Here is a 20,122-nt window from a genome sequence, read left to right on the forward strand (position 1 = left end):
TGGGGGCGGACGACTGTGTCCTGGTTCGCGCTTGCACCGGGAACCATGTATGCTCGGCCTGGCTTACTCGCCCTCTGCCGCGCACGGCGCGGCCCCTGTCCGCCGCCCGGTCTATGGCCCCGCTCGACCCGCACGCCGAGGAGCCGAACCTCGTAGATACCGCCGCTGCGCGGATAGGGACCGCCCTGAACGCCAAGTGGCGGCTCAACGATCTGCTCGGCGTCGGCGGCATGGGCGCGGTGTTCGCGGCGACCCACCGCCGGGGCTCGCGCGCCGCGGTCAAGGTCCTCCACATCGAGTTCGCGCGCAATGCCGAGCTGCGCGATCGCTTCCTGCGCGAGGGCAAGATCGCGAACCGGGTCGATCACCCCGCGCGCGTCGCCGTGGTCGAGGACGACCTCAGCGACCGCGGGGAGCCGTTCCTCGTCATGGAGCTGCTCACGGGCACCACCCTCCAGCGGCTGGCGAGCGGCCATGGCGGCACCCTCCCCGTCGCGCAGGTGCTGCCCGTGTTCGACGTCGTGCTCGACCTGCTCGAGAAGTGCCACTCGATCGGCATCGTCCACCGCGACATCAAGCCGGCGAACATCTTCGTCACGAGCGCCGGCCACGTGAAGGTCCTCGATTTCGGCATCGCCCGGATGCGCGACCCCGAGCGGCAGGCGACGCGCGCGGGGCTCACGTTCGGCACGCCGGCGTTCATGTCGCCCGAGCAGGCGATGGGCGTGTCCGGCATCGACGGCCGGTCGGATCTCTGGTCGGTCGGCGCGAGCCTGTTCACCCTGCTCTCGGGCAAGCGGCTCAACCGCGGCCGGAGCGAGTCCGAGTCCTATTTCCTCGCGGCGACGCAGACCGCGCCGTCGATCGCGACCGAGGTCGCCGACCTGCCGGTCGAGATCGTGGCGTTCGTCGACAAGGCGCTCGCCTTCGAGCGCGGGAGCCGTTTCCAGAGCGCCGCCGCGATGCGCGCCGAGCTCCGCCGGCTGAGCGCCGCGAACGCCGCCGGCCAGCTGACCCCCTCGCGCGAGAAGAAGGCGCCGCGCGTGCTCGTCCGCGGCAACGACGCCATCGACGAGGAGCAGGAGCCGCCGTCGACGGCCGTCGTCGAGCAGACCTGCCAGCGGCTCGTCGGCGTCTGGAAGCAGCTCGCGCTGGTGCTCAGCAATATCCGCCAGTACGGGTGGAACCACCCCCATGTGAACAAGGGCATCCACTTCGCGTTCGACGAGATCACGCGCACGCTGTCGCAGAACCCGCTCGGCGTCCGCTGGGAGGTCACCCCGAGCGCGTTCACCTCGGGCGGCCAGCCGATCTGGCAGCCGGACAGGCCGCCGTTCGATCGCATCCCCTACCAGCTCTTCGCCGACGGCGTCCGGAGGATCCAGATCAAGGCCGGCATCACCGAGGCCGAGCTCCGCGACTTCGCCGCCATCCTGCTCCGCGACCAGAGCTTCGGCATCGGCGAGGACGACGACGCGGTGACGGCGCTCTGGGACCGCCGCTTCGAGCACATCGCCTACATGGCGATCGATCAGTTCGCCGAGGGCGACGTCGACCTGGAGGATTTCGAGGAGCAGTGCCGCGAGATGGCGGTCGGGGCGCGCGCCCTCGCGCAGATCGAGAGCCTCTGGGACGAGAGCTCGCTCGCGGGCAGGGCGCTGCAGAGGAACGTCGAGGCCGCGCTGGCGGAGACGGGCGCGGCCGCCTCGGCGCTCGCCGTCGATCCGCTGACCCGGAGCACCCTCGGCGCCCAGATCGCGCTGCCGTCGGAGCAGTGGACCGAGCGCTACATGGAGGCGTTCGTCGACGGCTACGTCGACGCCGTCCGGCACGGCGACGCCGATCGCATGACCGGGGCGCTGACCGCGTGGACCGCCGACCAGATCGTCCTGCACAGCTACGAGCTCGCGTTCGAGGTGCAGACGATGCTCCGGCGCGCGTTCTCCACGCGGCTCGAGGGCGTCCAGCGCGGCGGGGCGGGCGCGGCGAGCAGCCGGCGGCGCCCCGCGCTGCCGCAGCTCTCGCCGCGCGCGATCGACAGGGCGCTCGCGCAGGCGATGTTCCCGGTCGAGGCGCTGAAGGCGATCCTCGACGACCTCGCGACGACCCCCCCGGAGGAGCCGGCCGCGACCGGCGCCGCGGCCGCCACCGTCGCGGCGCAGCCCGGCGCGGGCCGGGGCGCGGCGCAGCCCGGCGCGGGCCGGAGCGTGGCGCCGCTCGACCCGGCGATCGTCGAGGGGCTGGCCCACGCGCTCGACGCGCTCGACGACGGCTCGCTCTTCAGCGCGGCCTGCCAGTGCCACGGCGCCATGCAGTCCGAGCGCCTGCGCGAGGTCCTGTTCGCGTACATGCGGCGGTGGGCGCCCGGCCGGGAGGCCGAGCTCGGGGACCTCGTCTCGCGCGCCCCGGCCCCCCTCGCCCTGACGCTCATCCAGCTGCTCGCGCAGCTCAAGACCCTCGAGGCGCTCGCCGCGCTGGAGGCCGGCTTCGCGAGCCCGCACGTCGAGGTGCGCATCGGCGCGCTCGCCGAGCTCCCGGACGCCGCGGGCAGCGAGGGCGCGACCGGCCCGGGCTCCGCCGCCGAGCGCGTCCGGGAGGAGCTCCAGAAGCTGCTCGACGACCCCGCCCCGCCGGTGCGCCGCGAGGCCCTGCGCCTCATCGGCAAGCTCGGCGTCCTCGCCGCCGGCCCGACGCTCGTGCGGCGGATCGTCGCGCCGTCGTTCCACGACCTGCCGGGGTCGGAGCGGCGGCAGTGGCTCGAGACCGTCGCGCAGCTGAACCCCGCGCGGTCCGAGAAGCTCGCGATCGAGCTGCTCGAGAAGCGCCAGCTCATCCCCTCCGAGGCGATCGAGCAGACCCGCGAGCTGGCCGCGCACTTCCTCTGCCAGGCGCGGAGCTACGAGGCGCTCCGCGCGGTCAAGGAGGCCACCAAGCCGCGCTGGTGGAACACCCCGCCGGTGCGCGACGCCGCCGCCCGCGCCGCGGTCGCGATCGCCGCGCGCCTCGTCGCGCCGACCCGCCCGAGCGATCGCCCGCTGCCATCGCTGCCGTCGCCGCGCTCCCCCGACGCGAGCGCGCCGCCTTCCCGCGCGGCGCGCTCGCGCTCGCCGCTCTCGGTCCGGCGCGTGGGCCAGGGCGGACCGCTCAGCCTGCCGGACCAGCTCGAGCCGTGGAGCACCCCGCGCCCGGGCTCCGTGGGCGGCGACGCCGGCCGGCCCGCCTACAGGCCGCCGATGGTCTCGTCGGTGCCCTCCTCGAGCAGCTCCGCCTCGGCGCCCCCCACCTCCGCGCCGTTCAGCAGGCGCGGGCCGCCGCCGCCCTCCGCCGCCGCCGCGTCCAGCCCGACCGCCGCGCCGCCCCCGATGCCGCCGTCGATGCCGCGCCCGGCCTCGCCGCCGCGGTCCCCCACCCCGCCCACCGGCGCCGGCGCCCCACCGTACAGCGCACGGCAAGGCCCCGCGCCGTTCACGCTCGGCCCGCCGGCCCGCCCCGCGATCGAGCCGGCGCCGAGCAGCGCGGTGCCGTCGACGAAGCCGGCGCCGTCGCCCCGGGGCGGGAGGAAGCCGTGAGCGAGGAGAAGGCCAACCTCCACGAGATCACCGGCGACACGGCGATCTCGGGCGTGAAGGCCGACGGGCGGCGCCGCGCCGCGCTCGGCCTGGTGCAGATGATCTACCGGCTCGCGAAGGCGTGCCTCCTGCACAGCGACTCGAACCAGGCGGTGCTGTCGCTCGTCCCGTCCGCGATCGACAGCATCGTCCAGTTCTGCGAGCTGTCGGGGAGCGAGGCCGCGACGCTCGTGTTCGCGGGCAACACGCTCTTCATCAACGGCCAGATGCTCCGCGCCTCGCGCGAGACGTACGAGGTCGCCCTGGAGCTCGGCAGCTTCTTCGAGGCCTGCGACGTCTCGGAGCTCGTGCTCGACAGGGCGGTCCGCCGCGCCGAGCTCGCCGCCTTCGCCCGCCTCCTCGCGGACGCGCAGCGCGACCGCAGCATCGCCGCGCGGCTGCTCCAGTCGAGCCTGCGCGGCGTCCGGGTCCGCAAGCTCACGAACCCGTTCCCCGGCGGGGCCATCGAGGGCGACGGCACCCGCATCGGCCGCATCAGCCGCACCTACGCGGCGGCGATCCTCGTGATGCGCGGGTTCTACGCCGCCCTGCGCTCGTCCGAGGCGGCGCTGCCGCAGCGGGTGAAGCGCGTCGCGCAGAAGCTCGTCGCCGCGGCCGAGGAGGACGCCCGCCTCCTGCTCTCGGTCGCCGCGGGCAAGGTCGCCGACCCGGACGAGGCGGGCCTCAGCGTGTCGACGGCGATCGTCGCGCTGGGCATCGCGCGCCAGCTCACGACCGACCGGCGGATGCTCGGGAGCCTCGTCACGGCGGCGCTCCTCTACGACGTGAGCAGGCTGCGGCTCACGGGGGCGCTCGCGGGCTCGGCCGGCGACGAGGAGCCGTCCGCGCGCTCGCTGCTCGAGCGCAGCCTGAGCGACGACGAGAAGGAGCGGCTGTCCGCGAGCGCGGCGGTCATGCTGACGGCGCTCGGCAAGCTGCACGCGCCGTCGATCACGCGCACGGTGATCGCCTACGAGGCGCTCTCGCTCCGGCCGGGCGGCCGGCAGGGCCCGCTCTACGGCGGCCGGCGCAGCCCCACGGTGCTCGCGCGGATCCTCGCGGCCGCCCGCCAGTTCACGGAGCTCCGGGCGGCGCCGTTCCCGGTGCTCGAGGGGTCGTCGGGCGGCGGCTCGTCGCTCGACGCCGTGCTCCAGCGCATGCTCTCGGGCGCCGAGAGCGCGACCGACAGGGCGATCGGCAAGCTGCTCATCGGCGCGCTCGGCATCATCCCGACGGGGACGTTCGTCCAGCTGAGCACCGGCGAGCTCGGGGTCGTCCTCGCGACGCCGTCGTCGCCGGCGTACTTCGCGCAGCCGCCGGTGCGCATCCTGTTCGACGAGCGGGGTCACCTCCTCGGCGCGCCGTTCGACGTCGATCTCTCGCTGCGGGCGCCGGGCGCCGAGCCGTGCTTCATCGTCCGTCCCGTCGAGGTGGAGCCCCACCACGAGCGGGCGATCCGCGCGGCGTTCGGCTTCCGCTCCGCGAGGGGCGCGGCGGGCGTCGAGTCGCGCGTGACCGGGGCCGCGCCGGTCCTCTTCGGCGATGAGATCCCGCCGACCGAGCCGGGCGACACGCTCGCGCCGCGCGCGGTGCGCCCGGCGGAGGAGGGCGTGCGCTCGTCGCAGGGGCGCAAGGACGCTGCCTGGCTCGGCAGGCCGCTTCCGGGCTCCGCGCAGGCCGCGTCGTCCCCGACCAGCGTGCAGCCCCGGCAGCTCGTGTCGGCGGATCGCCCGCCGCCGGTCGAGCGGGGCCGCGACGAGAACCTCATCTCGACGCAGCCACCTCCCTCGACGGCCGCTGCGCGCGCGGCGATGGCGGTCCCTCCTCCGCCGCGGCTGCCGCGGGACTCGCGGCCGTTCGGGCAGGTCGCGTCGACGAGGTACTCCGTGCCGGTGCCCGAGCCGACGCGCCCGTCGCGGCGGACGGAGCGCCGGGAGGATGCGCCCCCGCGGGACCCGGGCGTGGGCCAGCTGCCGACGATCGGCCCGCCGGCGGGGTTCCCTGTGTCGCGGAGGCCGGGCGATCTCCGGCTCGGTCCGACGGCGCGCCGGTCGGATTCCCGGGTCGATCCGGAGGATTGCGACTGGGACGACGAGCTGCCGACCATCGATCCCCCGCCCCCGCCGCCGCCGCCGACCTCGAGGAGCCCCTCCTTCGCGGCCGGGCGCATGCCCAGCTACACGCCCGAGCTTGCGCCCAGCCCTGCGCCGGGCCGCGCGCCCAGCAACGTGCCGGGCCGCGCCCCCAGCAATGCGCCGGGCCGCGCCCCCAGCAATGCGCCGGGCCGCGCGCCCAGCAACGTGCCGGGCCGCGCCCCCAGCAATGCGCCGGGTCGCGCGCCCAGCAACGTGCCGGGCCGCGCCCCCAGCCATGCGCCGGGCCGCGCGTCCAGCCACACGCTGGATCGTCCCCCGGGGTTTGCGCCGGACCGTGCGTCCAGCCCTGCGCTGGAGCGCGCGTCCAGCCACACGCTGGACCGTACCCCCGGGGTTGCGCCGGATCGCGCGTCCAGCCACGGGCTCGACCGTGCTGCTCCCAGCTATGCGCCGGAGCCTGTCCCGACCGAGCGGAACGCATCGCGGGGGTTCTCCAGCGGCGCCGGGTCCGGCCCGAGCCTGGAGGATGCGGACCTCACCTGGACCGACGAGCTGCCGACGCTGGATCCCCCGCCGCCGAGCACGGAGGAGCTGGAGCGCGACCGGCTGCTCGCGGCCTACCTGGCCGAGCGCACGCCGTTCCCGCAGGTGGGGCTGCACGAGGGGGGCACGGCGTCCGGCGGTTCGCCGTGGCCGGCCGATCCCGAAGCGAGCGGCCTGTGGCGCAGCGGCTCGCCCTCCCAGCACGCGCCGCCCGACTCGCGCGCGACGCCGCCCGCCAGCTCGAGCCCCTTCGGCGCGACGAGGCGCCCGCCGCGCGCGCCCATCCCGCGGGAGGAGCCGGACGACGACGAGAGCCCTCCGGCGCCGGAGCGTCCGGACCGGTGACGGCCTGGCAGGCCTGGCGCGCCGCGACGAGCCCTGCGCTCGCGGCGCTGCTGCTCGTCGCGCCGGCGTGCGGCGACGACGTGGAGCCTCCCCCGGTGGGGCCTGACCCGCCGGTCGAGGGGATGTGCAAGCTCGGGTACCTGGGCGAGGCGGAGGCGCCCCCCCGGATCGAGGTCATCGCGCTCGACTCGAGCGGCGCGGCGCGCCCGGTGAGCGACGGCGACGGGGTGGACATCGTCATGCCGCCGCAGGGCGGGCGGGTGATCTTCCTGGGCGTCCGCGCGACGAACCTGAGCGCCTGCGGCGTCCAGCTCTCCGGCTCGCTGCGCGACATCGAGTCCGGACGGGTGATGTCCGAGTCGAGGACGGTCAACCTCAAGCCGACCGGCGACGGCTGGGGCGCGAGCGTCGACGCCGACATCTCGACGTTCGCGAACGTTGGAGTCTGCCCGAACAACTGGTCGGGCCGCGACATCTTCGATCAGGACCACGAGATCGTGGTGCAGGTGAAGGACGGGGAGGGCCGGACGGCGCGGCAGACCCTGCGGGTCCGGCCGGCGTGCAACGAGCCCGAGCTCGAGGTCGAGTGCCGCTGCATCTGCAAACACGGGTACATCCTCGGCGAGGCGTGCGGGTAGGCCGTCGCGCTGCGGGCGGAGCCAGCTGCGGAGTCCGCGTGGGTGACCGGCCGCGCCGGCCACGAGCGAGGCGTCGATCTCGCGCGTGACGGCGCAGCCCCCGCGCTTTACACGTCGAGGTCCTTCCACCGCCTCGATCGCCGCGAGAAGAGCAGCATCCCCACGAGCGACGCGACCCCGACCGCCGCGAACGAGTACCAGATCTCGTAGGGCTGATAGGTGTCCCAGAGCAGGCGAGTGGCCTCGGTCGCGTCGATCTGCAGCACCTCCTGGAGCTTCCGGAAGGCCTCCTGGCGCGACACCCCGAGGAGCTCCGGGAGCGACGCCACGTCGCCGTTCCAGGACTTCCCGCTGGCGAAATCGGTCTTCTCGGCGAGATAACGCAGGGCCAGCGTGGCCTTCTCGCCGCGCGTGCCATACAGGATCCCCGCCATCTGCGCGCCGATCGCCGGGCCGATCGCCGCCGGGATGTTCACGTAGCCGAGGTAGAGCGCCTTCTTCCCCTTCGGCGCGATGAGCGAGAAATACTCGCTCTTCTTCGGGCCGGTCAGCATCTCTCCGATGGAGAAGAGCAGGATGCCCAGGAAGAGGACATAGAGCGACGCCGCGGTCCCGGAGACGAGGATACCGCCGATGGCGACGAGGATACCCAGCGTCATCGCCGAGAGCACCTTCATCCTCGCCACCAGGTACGAGAAGGGGACCAGGAGGAGGACGATGCACACCGCGTTCACGTTGAGCACGTTCTCCTGCTTCAGCTGCACCCCGCGCGGATCCTTGACGTCGAGCCACGAGGACGGGAGCCAGGGGTTGTTCTGCACGAACGAGGTGCTGCTGATCCAGTCCGTGTAGAAGTTCGGCATCAGGTCCCAGAGCTGGTACATCATCAACCAGAACCCCGAGAGCAGCAGGATCACGGTGATGAGCCGCGCGTCCCAGATGTTCTTGATGGTGTCCCTGAAGACCCGCCACGCATCGGCGGTCTTGTCGGCGCCGGAGTCGACCTCCCGGTAGGTGAACAGCATCAGGAAGTTCAGGGAGATGATGGCGGCGCAGCCGTAGAACACCCACGGCCAGCCCATCCCGTGGAGATAGCCGGCGAGCGGCGGGCCGATCGCCGCGCCCACGTTCACGAGCCAGTAGAAGAGCCCCCAGCCGACGGACGAGTTCGACTTGTCCATCGACTGGGCCAGCGTGCCCTGGATCCCTGGCTTGAACAGGGCCGTGCCGGTCGCGAGGACGACCACGCCGAGCAGAAAGCCGGTGAAGCTCCGCTGCGTCGCCATCAGCAGATAGCCGATGATCTTCAGCCAGACCGTGATGAAGATCGTGCGCTTGTAGCCGTACCGGTCCGCGTAACCGCCGGTGATCATCGGGAGCAGGGACTGGATGAGGGCCCAGACCATGTAAATGGTGCCCTTGTCCTGCTGGCTGAAGTGGAGCCCTCCTGGCTCGTCGGCCTGGGCGATGTAGATGGGCATGACCACGCGCACGCCGTAATAAGCGAGCCGTTCCCACATTTCCATGGTGCAGCCCATCCAGAAGGAGCGCGGCAAGCTCCTGATGGTCTGAGCAAAGGAGAGCTTCGGCGGGACCTCGGTGGCCGGCTCGCTCACGACTGCATTCGTCATTTCATGCTCCTCACGCCCCACGCGCCGCTGGCGGCGCGCCGGCCCTCGTACCACACCGAAAGCGGCACACATATCGGGATCACGAGCGCGATCCGCTGCCCTCCGTCGCAGACGATGGCCAAGCTACCCCCGGAGAGGATCGGTAATTGAATTCACGAATCGACACTGAAGCTCATCGAGCAGGCTGGACCGTGGAAGCGGGGGCCGGACCGTGTTCGTCACGGCGGGCCGCAGGTGGTGGCCCTATTGGCCCCGGAGTGATCCCCATGAAGGCGGGAAAACGGGAAGATCATTGATCTTTTCTTCGCACCTCCTCGCCTTCATGTTCAAGTCCGGCCGCCACCGGGCCGTATCCCTCGCGATCCGCGGCGAGCGGGTGCCTCGCCACGGCGCGGCGCGCTCCACGACCGCCACCTGCCCCGGGATCGGGCAGCCGCCCCCTCCTCGAGCCAGCGGTTTGCCTCGCAGACCGCCCGCAGGGCAGGCGCCCGCTGCGCGGCGCTCCAGCTCGGCGGCCGGCGAGTCTTTGCCTGCCGCCGCGTCCTGGTGGTAGGGCAAACCGGTGATGCACGCGCGGCGAAGCGGCGATCGATCCGGCGAGACCGCGCTGGAGCAGGCGATTGCGCGCTTCCTCACCTACCTCACGGCCGAGCGACGGGCGTCGCGCCACACCGTGGCCGCCTACCGGCGCGATCTCGAGCAGCTCGCGCGCTTCGCCCGCGAGAAGGCGGCTGCGAACGCCGAGCGCCGCCCCGCGCCGGCGCGCGGCAAGGCGCTGGCCGCCAGCAAGACCACGGCCGCCCGCAAGGCTCCAGCCGCGCGCGACGACACGGCAGCGAGCGAGGAGACGGCGGTGGAGGACCTCGACGTGCTCCTCCTGCGCAGCTGGCTTGGCTCGCTCGCGCGCACCCACGCGCCCGCCTCGATCGCGCGCAAGGTGGGCGCCGCCCGCTCCCTGCTCCGGTTCCTGGAGCGGCGCGGCGAGATCGACAGGAACGCGGCCGCCCAGCTCGCCCTGCCCAAGGTCCGGCGCCCCTTGCCGACCTTCCTCGACGTCGACGCCGCCGCCGAGGTCATGGAGATCCCCGGCGCCGAGACGGCCGAAGGGCTCCGCGACCGCGCCATCCTGGAGACCCTCTACGGCGCCGGCCTGCGCGTCTCCGAGCTCTGCGGGCTCGACCTCGCCCACGTCGACCGGCAGTCGGCCGACAGGGCCTCGGCGCGCGTCATCGGCAAGGGCGACAAGGAGCGGATCGTCCCGCTGGGCTCCCACGCCCTCGCCGCCATCGAGCGCTATCTCCAGCGGCGCGACGAGCTCGCCGATCCGACGACCGGCGCCCGCGACCCGCGCGCGCTCTTCCTGTCCCGCCGCGGCGCGCGCATCGGCGTGCGCCGCGTCCAGGCCCTCGTCCAGCGCTACGGCGCGCTCGGCGCCGGCCGGGCCGACCTGCACCCGCACGCGCTCCGGCACACCTGCGCGACCCACCTGCTCGACGGCGGCGCCGACCTCCGCGCCATCCAGAAGCTGCTCGGGCACGCCTCGCTCGCCACCACGCAGCGGTACACGCACGTGTCGATCGATCACCTGCTCAAGGTCTACGACGCCGCCCACCCCATGGCGCGGAAGCGGAGCCCGGCGTGACGCGCCCCCCCAGCTCGCCGGGGCCCGCGGTCCCGACGCTGGCCCGCGCGTGGGCAGGACGGCTCGCCAGGAGCGCCCTCGGCGCCAGCGTCTTCGGCGTCCTGGCCGCGTCGCTCGACGCCGGGTGGGCCCTGACCGGCGCCGGCGACGACCCCGCCTTCCAGCTCGCGACCTACCTCGCCGACGTCGGGGTGTTCGCGCCGGTCGCGCTCGCCGTCGGCCTGCTCGGCGGCCTCGGCGCAATCGTTGTCGACCCGTCGCACCCGCCGTCGCCGGCCACGCTCGTCGGCTCGCTTCGTGTGCGGGCGATCGGCCGGCCCGCCGACATCGCGGCGTTCGTGCCGCTCGCGGTGCTCGCGGCCTTCCTCTGGATGACCCTGTGCGCGCACCTCGCCCGCGCGGTGCTCGGGCTCGAGGCCGCCCCGCTGCTCGTCGGCACCGCCGTGGCCGCGGGCTCGCTCGGCCTCGGCCTCATCGCCGGCCTCGCCGTCCTCGCCCTGACGCCGCCGCTCCGGCGCGCGCTCGCCAACGCCAGCGACGGGCGGCCGGCCTGCGTCGACCCGGCGGTGACGGGCGGCGTCGCGCTCGGGATCGCCGCGTCCCTGTTCGCGCTCGGGGTCGCGACGGGCGGCGTCTCCGGCGAGGGCGGCTTCCTCGGCATCTACGGCGTCTTCAAGCGCCCCGAGCTCGACCTCCGCGCGCCGGCGCTCCTGCTCGTCGTCGCGCTCGCCGCCTTCCTCGCGCCGGCCGCCGTCCGGACGGTGCGCGCCCCTGTCGCGCTCCTCGTCGCGCTGCTGCCGCTCGCGCTCACCGCGCGCGCCGCCTCGGCGCTCAACGCGGAGCCCGCGGTGGGCCAGGCGCTCGAGCGCGGCGCGCCCGTCGGGGGCAAGAGCCTCGCGATCCTGCGCCGCCTCGCCGACCGCGACGGCGACCGCTCGGCCGCGCTCTTCGGCGGCGGCGACTGCGACGACCGCGACGCGCGCGTCCACCCGCTGGCCGAGGAGATCCTCGACAACGGCATCGACGACGACTGCTCCGGCGGCGATCTGACGGCCGCGGCCCTCGCCGCGCTCGCCCCCGCCCCGGAGGCGGCCGCGCGCGCCGAGGCGCCCGCGGCGCGCCTGCCGGCGGACCTGAACGTCGTGCTCATCACGATCGACACGCTCCGCTGGGACCTCGGCTATGCGGGCAACCCGCGGCCCGTGTCGCCGAACCTCGACGCCCTCGCGGCCCGCTCCACGGTGTTCGAGCGCGCGTACGCGCTCGCGTCGTACACGGGCAAGAGCATCGGCCCGATGCTCATCGGCAAGTACGGGAGCGAGACCCACAGAAACTGGGGTCATTTCAACAAGTTCGGCGAGGAGGACACGTTCGTCGCCGAGCGCCTGAAGGGGGCGGGGGTGCGCACGATGAGCGTGCACGGGCACCGCTATTTCGGCAGCTTCGGCGGGCTCGATCGCGGCTTTGACGTGGTGGACATGTCCGCGGCGCCGCCCGAGGGGGCGCCGTGGGACGTCGACAACAAGGCGACGAGCCCCGCGCTGACCGACGCGGCGCTGCGGCTGCTCGGGTCGCCCGAGAACACGGGCGGGCGCTTCTTCCTGTGGGTCCATTACCTCGACCCGCACGCCGACTATCTCCGGCACAAGGACGTGCCCGACTTCGGCGCGGCGTCGCAGCGGGACCTCTACGACGGCGAGGTGGCGTTCACGGACAGGCACATCGGCCGGCTGCTCGACGCGATCGCGGCGGCGCCCTTCGGCGGGCGCACGGCGATCGTCGTGACGAGCGATCACGGCGAGGCGTTCGGCGAGCACAAGATGTTCCGCCACGGCTTCGAGCTGTGGGAGGAGCTCGTGCGCGTGCCGCTGCTCGTCCATGTGCCGGGCGCGGCGCCGTCGCGGGTCTCGGCGCGGCGCAGCCTCATCGACGTCGCGCCGACGCTGCTCGACGTGACGCGGGTCCCTGGCCCGGCCGAGGGCGCGCCGGCGACCGACTTCCTGTCCGGCGCGTCGCTCCTGCCCGACGTGTTCCTCGCCCCCGGCGAGCAGGCCGCGGCGCGCGACGTGCTGATCGACATGCCGGCCGGGCCGTACAACGACGCGCGGCGGTCGTTCCTCCGCGGCGACATGAAGCTGACGATCTCGGGCGGCGCCCGGTTCGAGCTCTACGACCTGGCGGGCGACCCGGAGGAGCGGAAGAACCTCTGGGGGACGCCGGCGGCGAAGGAGATCGAGCCGTATTACGCGGCGATGCGGGCGCGCCTCCGCGAGATCCGCGTGACCGGCGCGCGGAAGTAGCCGGCGCGCGGAGGTGACCGCACCGGCGCAAGCGGCTGGTGCAGCTCGCGCTCGTGACCGCGATGGCGGACGGCGGGTGACGGCAGCGGAGGTGGACGCAGTGGGGGCGCTCGACCGGGCGCTCGGCGTGCGCGAACAGGGCATGGGCGTGCTCCGCCTCGTGGCGCGCGGCCATCGAAGCCGAGGCGGCGGGAGACGCCCCAGCCGAGCGTCGCGCACCGCCGGGGCGGAACTCCTTGCGTCCACCGGGGTGCAGCGGCCCGCCGATGGCACCGAGTCTTCTCAGTTGAGCGGATCCTCGCGCAACTTGAGTGAGCTCTTGCGCAGCCCCCTCCTTCGCGTCCCACGTCAGGCAGCCACTTGAGCCTTGCCGCCGCGCTCTCGCGCTGGCGCGGCACACGACTTGCTCTGTCAGCTTGAACCAACGACCCGTGACGGGCGACCGGCACCACCTCTGCTCTACCCACCATGCAGGAGACCGAAATGTTCTACCGCAAGACGGCATGTGCTCCCAACGAGCTAGCGAAACTTGGCTTCCTCGCCGCGCTCGGCGGCGCCCTCGTCGCCTGCGTCGCGCCCGACGGCACGGCGCCGGAGGACGTGATCGAGGTCGAGCGCGCAGAAGCAGCGACTGCAGCGCTGTTCCCTGCCGCCATCAGCGGGACCCACCCCGGCTATGTTGTCTCCGCGCCCACGGACGAGGCGAACCGATGCGCGCTCGATCCCGTTTATGACATCGACGTCGCGCTCGCCCTCAATCCGAACTACGTCGTCGCGTACCGCAGTGGCAAGTCCGCCTGCGGGGTCCCCGCGCCGACGAACCACGACGGCGAGCTCATCCACCGGCAGGGAATCCAGCGGCTCCACCGGGACGGGAAGAACTATCTCCTCGTCAGCGCCTCGACGCGCGACGGCGTCGAGGCGGGCTTCGAGGTGGTCGAGATGGGCTCGCGGGTCGGAAACGCGGCCCTTGGATCCGGCGGGGTGACACCCACCACCGCGCCCAACTGCGCGGATCACGTCGTGAGCCACACAGGCTATCCCTATCCTGACCTGCGCGATCACGCAGGCGGGCTTCAGGTCCTCGGCCGCTACGCCGCGGTCGCGCTGGAGGATATCAGCAACGATAACAACGCAGGTTTTCTGGTGGCAGATCTCGCCAATCCGGCGAGCCCGACGCGGGGCCCCCTCATCACCCGCCAGCGCGGGGACAGGAAGGAAGCGGGGAGCGTGGCGATGACGCGGCTCAACGACGGGACCTACATGACGATGGTCTTCGGCCACGGCGCGAGCGACGTGGAGGTGTTCGTGTCCAATGGCACCACGATGTCGCTGACCTCGTCGTTCTGGACGTCGAAATGGCGGGAGACGACGCCCGGCAACTTCCCATCCTATCAGAACATCCAGCTCGTCACGCGCTGCGACGGCCGGCTCTACGCGCTGGGGACGCACAACCAGAGTGGGAGCGACGACTGGGCGGACCTCTGGCAGGTGACGCTGTCGACAGACGGCAACTACAACCCCACCTTCACCAAGGTCGCGAACGCGAACGTCTTCTGTCGCAGCGCCAACACCGGCGACACCCGCTATTGCAACTTCAGCGCGGGTGGCGGCGCCTACGTCGCCGGCAACGGTCGAATGATCGTCTATGGCGTCGAGCATTACGACGACGCCTACCCCGGAAATGGCCATGGGGTGAAGGTGCGAGAATTTGCCACGAACTGACCAGCCGTCGGGGGCGCGGGAGGCGGCGGCGGCGGCGCCGGGGGTGGATGCGTGGAGGAGCCGCCGGCGGGCGACCCCCTGGACCTGTCGCTCCTCGACGACATGGAAGATGGCGACGGCACCATCATCCCCCTGGAAGATGCCGAGAACCCTCGACGAGGGCTCTGGTGCTCGGGGAACGATGACATGGGTACGCAATGCCCGCACGGAACGAGCCGTTCTTCTGCACCACGAGCCGACCACGAGCGCCGTCATCTCGCCCCTGCGACGCGCAGCACGTCAAACCGGAGCTGGTCGCGAGCTTGCATGAGCAGCGAGCAGCGCATCGCCCAGGTTGCCGGCGGGGAGCGGGACGGTCTGCTCGCGTTGCACGAGGCGATGCTCAAAAGAAGGGACTACGTCATGTTCTCGAACCAGCACTTCAGCCGATCGGTCTCCATCACGTCAGCGCGGGAGGGACGGCGCGGCGCGCGCACTCTGGGATTGATGCTCACGGCGCTGAGCCTCGCGGGCACCGCATCTGCCGCGCGCCCCTTGCCGCCGCCCGGCCAGGGCGAGCCGGAGATCGACCCCGTCGATCCCTCGACACAATCGCCCGCGGCCCCCTCGGGTATCAGCGTCGGCACGCGCACCGCGACGACGGTGGCGCTGTCCTTCCGCGATTCGTCGCGCTACGAAACGGGCTATCAACTGCAGCGGCGCGCCGAGGGATCGAGCAGCTGGGTGACGCGCCGCAGTTTTGGCGCCCTGAGCTCGACCGCGACCGCCAGCTTCACCGATTCGGGCCTCACCCCGGATACGCCCTATTGCTATCGTGTGCGCGCGTACAACCAGAACGGCCAGCGCTACTCGCCGGAGCGCTGCGTGTTCTCGCGCGACGGCCAGGGGTTTCGCGTCTGGCGGGCGCAGCTCGAGGTGCGCGTGGCCGATCGCGGCGACGCCAACACGGATGACCCGGTGTTCGCGCGTCTGAACGGCGGCGCCGTGCCGTCCGGCAACATCACGTACATGGACTACGGGCGTGACGACTTCGAGCGCGGCAGCACGTTCAGGTACGACCTGAATCTCGACTCCATCGACGACATCGGGGACATCACGCAGATCACCCTGTCCAAGGACGGCGATGACGCTCTCTGCGTACAGGGCTTCTCGCTCCTGGTGAACGGCATAGAGGTCTTCGATCGCGACTTCGGGGCTGCATCCAGCTGCCACTGGCTCGACACCGGCGGCGGCTATTCCCCGACGCTCACCGTCAGCCACGCGGCGCTACGCGCCCATCCGGCCTGGGCGGGCTACAATCACACCGCCGCCCAGTTTCTGCTGGCGTTCGGCATCCGCAACGAGGAGCTGGTGAGCCGGGTCGAGGCCCTGATCGGTGACTCGCTGCACGGGGAAGACCTGCACTGGGGCCACCTGTACGGCCCTGCCGTGGAGATCAGCCGCGGGTGCCCGGCGAGCGAAGCCGAGTGCACGAGGGCGCACGTCGACCTCGATCTGGCCTACGCCACCTGGCTGCCCGACCCCGAGGTGGACGTCGATTTCGATTTGGATTTCGTGTGCGCTGACGGCGCGCTCGGCATCGTCACGAGCAACCTCGAGGTCGATGCGGACTCCGATTGGTACTACGAGATCCTGGGGCTCGGCCTCCTCGAGATATTGGACTATAAGGTTCGGCGGGGCGTGGAGGCAGCCTGGGAGGACATCTCGCAGGAGCTCGACGTCGGCGCGGAGTGCCGCGTCAACGTGACACCCGACGGTGGCCTCTCGATCGAGGCCGCGCCGAGCTCGGGCGGGCTCCACATGCAACCGGGGCTCGAGGTCCTCGAGGGCGCGGTCAATTCACTGGGCGTGCGCCCCTGATCGACTCCGCCGCGGGGTCCTGTCCTCAGAGGCCCGGTGGCCGGCAGGCTCCGGACGTTGCCAGCGCAGGCGCTGGCGACGCGGGTGCAGCGGGCCGAGGCACGTGCCCCGGGCACGATTCAGGTGTCGCAGCGCGGGCCGGGGGTTTGGGCGTCACGAGAGAGCGCCACGACGAGCGAGGCGCGACCACGCCATGGTATCTCACAAGCGGGATCTTCGGCGGAGGGATCAAAGCCGCGAGCCGGGCCATGAACTCCATGGGACTCGGCTCGGCCGGGCGGCGGTGCCGTTCGTGTTGATCGGCCTCGGGCTCTGGATCCTGTCGGACGCCCTCGCGCTCCTTCGTCCGGCGGGCGCGGGCGGCCCGTGAGCCGCCCGCGCCGCGCGGCCCGGATCCGCAGCGGCGCAAGCGGCGGGAGCCAATCGCGCTCGTGATCGCGATGGCCCGGCGTGCCTCAGGTCCCCTCGCTCCCCGTGTTCTTCAAGGAGGCGCTACCCCCCGCGTGAAGGCTCGGCGTGCCCGCGGCGCGCGTCGGCTCGCGCTCGCAGGCGACGTCGTGCAGCCCAAGCCGCGCGGCGGCCAGCGCGCTCTCACGGCGAGCTGGACCGGCAGCCGGTGCAGCAGGTGGACGAGCACTCGAGCCGCGCGGGCCGCTGCGCACTGAATGGAATGGCGTGTGGTTCCGCTGAGCAATGGGCATGTGCAGGCGCTCATCGAAGAGGGGTTCAACGCGTACCACAGCGCCCCGGCGGGCAAGGTGGCGACGGCGCTCCTCGCGCTCGCTCGATCGGTCCTGGACGAGGCGACCCCTGGATGGCAGAACGAGCCTGAAGCTCCTGAAACCCGTCAGCCGATCTGTCGCATCTCACCCCTCGAGGAAGCGATGAACCGCTGGGCCTGTGGCGACGAGGAAGGGCGACGGCGCGTACTTACAATCCTGGACGCGATGGGCGCCAAGGACCCCGCCGCCCGCGCCGCGCACGCGGTCCTGGCCTGGGCCGCGCAGGTGTACGAGCTCGCGACGAGAGCGGGTATACGTGGCTAGCTTCGCGGATCGGCTGAGGCCGGCGCCGAGGCCCGGGACGCTGCGCATTGCGCAAGGCGCCGCCCAGCTTGCGCGGGTTCCTGCGCAACCAGCGCAGGAACCCGCGCTCGCGCCGCTCGGCACCGCGTCCGCGGAGCACTTCGCCAGGTTCGGCCGTCGATGCGTGTCGTGGCACGGAGCGTGTTTTCAAGATGGGTCTCCTCAGACACCTGGGGCCACAAAGGATCGCACCATGACCGACAAAATGCACCGGCTCCTCACCAACCATCCTCGTCGAACGTACCGCGCCGCGTCGCTGCTCACCGCGGCGTTCATGATGGGCTGCAGCGCCGAGTCGACCGACGCGGACGACGCCACCCCTCTCGACCAGCCCTTGGCTGCCGGTGGGCTGCGCTTCGCGAGCGAACACGACGCCCTCGGGTGGGTCGCCAGGCGGGCCGAAGAGCTGGAGATGGGCACCACGACGGTCGAACGGGACGAAGGCGGCCGGATCATCAAGGTGGCCGGCGTATCGATCGGCTCACCCGAGGAGATCGCCCTGACGAAGGCGCAATTGATAGGCGAGCTGGGGGGCGCCGACCACACGGTCGAGATCGCGGGGGAGCGCTTTCTCCTGGAAGACCATGAGTCCGGGGTGGGGGTGGCGGCGGCCGCGCTCTGCAACGGCGGCCTCTGCACGAAGGACGAATCGTTCAAGAACGACTACGTCTTTTATCGAGAGCTCGGCAGCCGAACCTCGGTGACGTCAGGGGGGTTCGAGACCCAGCGCAAGACCCTCCAGGGCACCGGGGAGTACGAGTGCGTGGACCTGCCGGGGCCCCTGCCCGTCACCTGCAACGGCTCCTGCTATTATTCGGCCGGCTGCCCTTCGGGTTTCACGAAAGAGAGCTCCGTCGGCTACCCCACGTGCAGGACGACCTGCGTCGGCCAGGTGCGAAACGTGACGCTCTCGATTTCCATCGCGGGCTTCGAGTTCTTCGAGTCGAGCGCCATTCTCGTCCCCTCCATTCCGGAGCGAAGCGGCTCGACCCACGACTCGAGCCTCGAGGTCAAATACTGGGAGTATGGCATCGGCATCGACTCCGTGATCTCCGACGCCGACGGCCTGTGCGGCTCGCACTCGACGTCGGGCCCGGACGGGTTCGTCGTCGCCAAGAGCCACTGGGGCAGCGTGCCCAGCGGTTGCCTGTAGCGCCAGCTCGGAGCTCGCGGCCGCAGGTCCGGCGCTCCCGCGCTCGCCCGCGGCGCTCCCGCGCTTCGCCCCTGGCGCTCCTCGCCGCGCTCTCCCGCCTCCCCGTTCTGCGGTAGCCTCTCCCGGGTGGTGGCCTAATTTGAACATGAAGGCGGGAAGGCGGGAAGGCGGGCGATCACCTCGGTGCGAGCCGGTCAGCGATGTCGGTGCACGTGGCGTCGTCCACGGCCTGGCAGTTGCTCAGCCCTGACCACGGCACCCAGACACACCCCTCCTCGGAGTCTTCCTCGCACGCTTCTTCCATGGACGCAGGGATCTCGACATCACAGATCTGATGCGGAGACGGCGCCTCCCACGTGTCGGCCTGGCAGGGCGGTTCGTCGGGGGCTCCGCAGTGCCTCTCGCGGGTCTGCACGAGCGCGGTGCCGTCGCCCAGCACCACGATGAGCGACTCTGTCTCGTCGATGTACGGTCCGGGGGTATCGAGCGCCTCGAGGACGCCCGTGCCGCCCGAAAGCAGGAGCCTGGCCGCACACTCGAGCGCATCTCGTGGTTCCGCGGCGAGGTGCCGCGAGATCTTGTCACAGCTCGGCTCAAGGCCGCATGCGAACAGGTCGGGCGCTGTCTCGGGCGCGCTCACGTCGCCGCCGCCTTCGCCGGAGGGCTCGGTCCCGGTATCCGGCTCGGGATCGCCCGAGCCGTCGACTGCGCCCGAGCAGGCGGTGACGAACGGAATCTGTGCGGCGACCAGCAAGAGCGCGACCCAGGCGAGTCGATGTGCTTTCATGATCCTCATCTTTCCAATGAGTGGCGGATCCGTCCGGAAGTGGGGAGCCGCCCTCGAGCGCGGTCACTGCAAACTGCGTGCTCGTCTGCCCCAGGGGATCGCGATCACGCCGCCGCACTCGATCTGGCGCTGCCCACGAGATGCGCCAGCGTGGAGCAAGGGCCCGGAGCACGCAGCGCGGCGAGATCGGACCGCTCGCCGGTTGACTCACTTTGACACATATTGACAGATCGGGAGCGCGCGCCGAGCGACGGGCCCCCTGTCGCACGCGCGACGCTCGCCTCCGAGCGCGCCGTCGTGTTCGGAAGTTTGTAGCACCACGACTTCCCCCCTTTTGGACGAGCAACCACCTTCGCTGGCAGCAGGCGTTCCAACTTCGGGTACGTCACCCACGTGTCGGAAGGCTTTTCGTAGCTCCATCCGAGACCGGCGTCACAGACGCTGCCACATCTCTCCAAAGGAGTCATGAAGCATCAGGCCACCAAAGCCACCGTCTCGTCTCACAAGCCAGGCCTTCACGATCGCGACAGTTTCGCCTGTGCGGGGGACACGATGATTCGGAAGCGGCTCCGCGGGCGCCGCCCTGCCGGTGTCCATGACACTTGCAGCAAGCACTCGGCTCGATCGTAAGCAGAGGGCGCCCAGCCCGACGCTGCACGAAGCGCGGAGACGGCCATGACGCCCGCTTTCCCGGCATCGCGTTGTTCCA

At 72.1% G+C, this 20,122-nt stretch carries 12 protein-coding genes; 9 read left to right on the forward strand and 3 right to left on the reverse strand.

The window, feature by feature from the left end; all coding sequences use genetic code 11:
* The first annotated feature begins 113 nt into the window (after window positions 1-113).
* From WMF28_RS38490 to WMF28_RS38500, 3 genes are read left to right on the forward strand one after another with little or no spacing between them, the layout of a single operon-like run.
* Window positions 114-3,569 (forward strand): protein kinase domain-containing protein, encoded by a 3,456-nt coding sequence (locus tag WMF28_RS38490; RefSeq protein WP_437598596.1) that lies wholly within the window; start codon window positions 114-116, stop codon window positions 3,567-3,569.
* On the forward strand, window positions 3,566-6,592 hold the full coding sequence (locus WMF28_RS38495; protein WP_437598597.1) for a hypothetical protein: 3,027 nt from the start codon (window positions 3,566-3,568) through the stop codon (window positions 6,590-6,592). Before WMF28_RS38490 ends, WMF28_RS38495 begins: the two co-directional genes overlap by 4 nt.
* A complete protein-coding gene (locus WMF28_RS38500; protein ID WP_437598599.1) occupies window positions 6,589-7,230 on the forward strand; it encodes a hypothetical protein in 642 nt (213 codons plus the stop codon). Before WMF28_RS38495 ends, WMF28_RS38500 begins: the two co-directional genes overlap by 4 nt.
* Before the next feature lie 107 nt (window positions 7,231-7,337).
* Here the strand turns inward: WMF28_RS38500 and WMF28_RS38505 are convergent, their stop codons facing one another.
* On the reverse strand, window positions 7,338-8,861 hold the full coding sequence (locus tag WMF28_RS38505; protein WP_437598601.1) for an MFS transporter: 1,524 nt from the start codon (window positions 8,859-8,861) through the stop codon (window positions 7,338-7,340).
* A 565-nt stretch (window positions 8,862-9,426) separates the two neighbouring features.
* Between WMF28_RS38505 and WMF28_RS38510 the strand changes: the two genes are divergently transcribed.
* The 4 genes from WMF28_RS38510 to WMF28_RS38525 all read left to right on the forward strand — a co-directional run bounded on the left by WMF28_RS38510 (window position 9,427) and on the right by WMF28_RS38525 (window position 16,388).
* On the forward strand, window positions 9,427-10,503 hold the full coding sequence (locus WMF28_RS38510) for a tyrosine recombinase XerC (protein ID WP_437598602.1): 1,077 nt from the start codon (window positions 9,427-9,429) through the stop codon (window positions 10,501-10,503).
* Window positions 10,500-12,803 carry a sulfatase-like hydrolase/transferase gene (locus WMF28_RS38515; RefSeq protein ID WP_437598603.1) on the forward strand — a complete coding sequence of 768 codons (2,304 nt, stop codon included), beginning with the start codon at window positions 10,500-10,502 and terminating at the stop codon, window positions 12,801-12,803. The genes WMF28_RS38510 and WMF28_RS38515 overlap by 4 nt, the downstream gene beginning before the upstream one ends.
* Before the next feature lie 468 nt (window positions 12,804-13,271).
* The gene (locus tag WMF28_RS38520; RefSeq protein ID WP_437598604.1) at window positions 13,272-14,528 is read left to right on the forward strand and encodes a hypothetical protein; all 1,257 of its coding nucleotides are present in this window, start codon (window positions 13,272-13,274) and stop codon (window positions 14,526-14,528) included.
* Between the two features lie 51 nt (window positions 14,529-14,579).
* Complete coding sequence (locus WMF28_RS38525) at window positions 14,580-16,388, forward strand: fibronectin type III domain-containing protein (RefSeq protein WP_437598605.1); 1,809 nt, start codon at window positions 14,580-14,582, stop codon at window positions 16,386-16,388.
* 25 nt (window positions 16,389-16,413) lie between these two features.
* Here the strand turns inward: WMF28_RS38525 and WMF28_RS38530 are convergent, their stop codons facing one another.
* Window positions 16,414-16,647: a transposase gene (locus WMF28_RS38530; protein WP_437598606.1), complete on the reverse strand. Its 234-nt coding sequence runs from the start codon at window positions 16,645-16,647 to the stop codon at window positions 16,414-16,416.
* Window positions 16,648-17,089: 442 nt separating this feature from the next.
* On the opposite strand from WMF28_RS38530, the gene WMF28_RS38535 reads away from it, so the two are divergent.
* Window positions 17,090-17,434 carry a hypothetical protein gene (locus WMF28_RS38535; protein ID WP_437598607.1) on the forward strand — a complete coding sequence of 115 codons (345 nt, stop codon included), beginning with the start codon at window positions 17,090-17,092 and terminating at the stop codon, window positions 17,432-17,434.
* 232 nt (window positions 17,435-17,666) lie between these two features.
* Complete coding sequence (locus tag WMF28_RS38540) at window positions 17,667-18,626, forward strand: hypothetical protein (RefSeq protein ID WP_437598608.1); 960 nt, start codon at window positions 17,667-17,669, stop codon at window positions 18,624-18,626.
* A gap of 175 nt (window positions 18,627-18,801) precedes the next feature.
* Here the strand turns inward: WMF28_RS38540 and WMF28_RS38545 are convergent, their stop codons facing one another.
* Window positions 18,802-19,413, reverse strand: coding sequence for a hypothetical protein (locus WMF28_RS38545; protein WP_437598609.1), 612 nt, complete (start codon window positions 19,411-19,413; stop codon window positions 18,802-18,804).
* Window positions 19,414-20,122: the final 709 nt, after the last annotated feature.

Source organism: Sorangium sp. So ce590 (assembly GCF_051521365.1).
In the GTDB taxonomy this organism is placed as follows: domain Bacteria; phylum Myxococcota_A; class Polyangia; order Polyangiales; family Polyangiaceae; genus Sorangium.

What these genes read in the sequence shown, in the direction of transcription:
- WMF28_RS38540 (WP_437598608.1), top strand. Translation starts at nt 17,667, where the DNA reads ATGACCGACAAAATGCACCGGCTCCTCACCAACCATCCTCGTCGAACG.
- WMF28_RS38520 (WP_437598604.1), top strand. Translation starts at nt 13,272, where the DNA reads ATGCAGGAGACCGAAATGTTCTACCGCAAGACGGCATGTGCTCCCAAC.
- WMF28_RS38510 (WP_437598602.1), top strand. Translation starts at nt 9,427, where the DNA reads ATGCACGCGCGGCGAAGCGGCGATCGATCCGGCGAGACCGCGCTGGAG.
- WMF28_RS38490 (WP_437598596.1), top strand. Translation starts at nt 114, where the DNA reads ATGGCCCCGCTCGACCCGCACGCCGAGGAGCCGAACCTCGTAGATACC.
- WMF28_RS38505 (WP_437598601.1), bottom strand. Translation starts at nt 8,861, where the DNA reads ATGACGAATGCAGTCGTGAGCGAGCCGGCCACCGAGGTCCCGCCGAAG.
- WMF28_RS38530 (WP_437598606.1), bottom strand. Translation starts at nt 16,647, where the DNA reads ATGGAGTTCATGGCCCGGCTCGCGGCTTTGATCCCTCCGCCGAAGATC.
- WMF28_RS38545 (WP_437598609.1), bottom strand. Translation starts at nt 19,413, where the DNA reads ATGAAAGCACATCGACTCGCCTGGGTCGCGCTCTTGCTGGTCGCCGCA.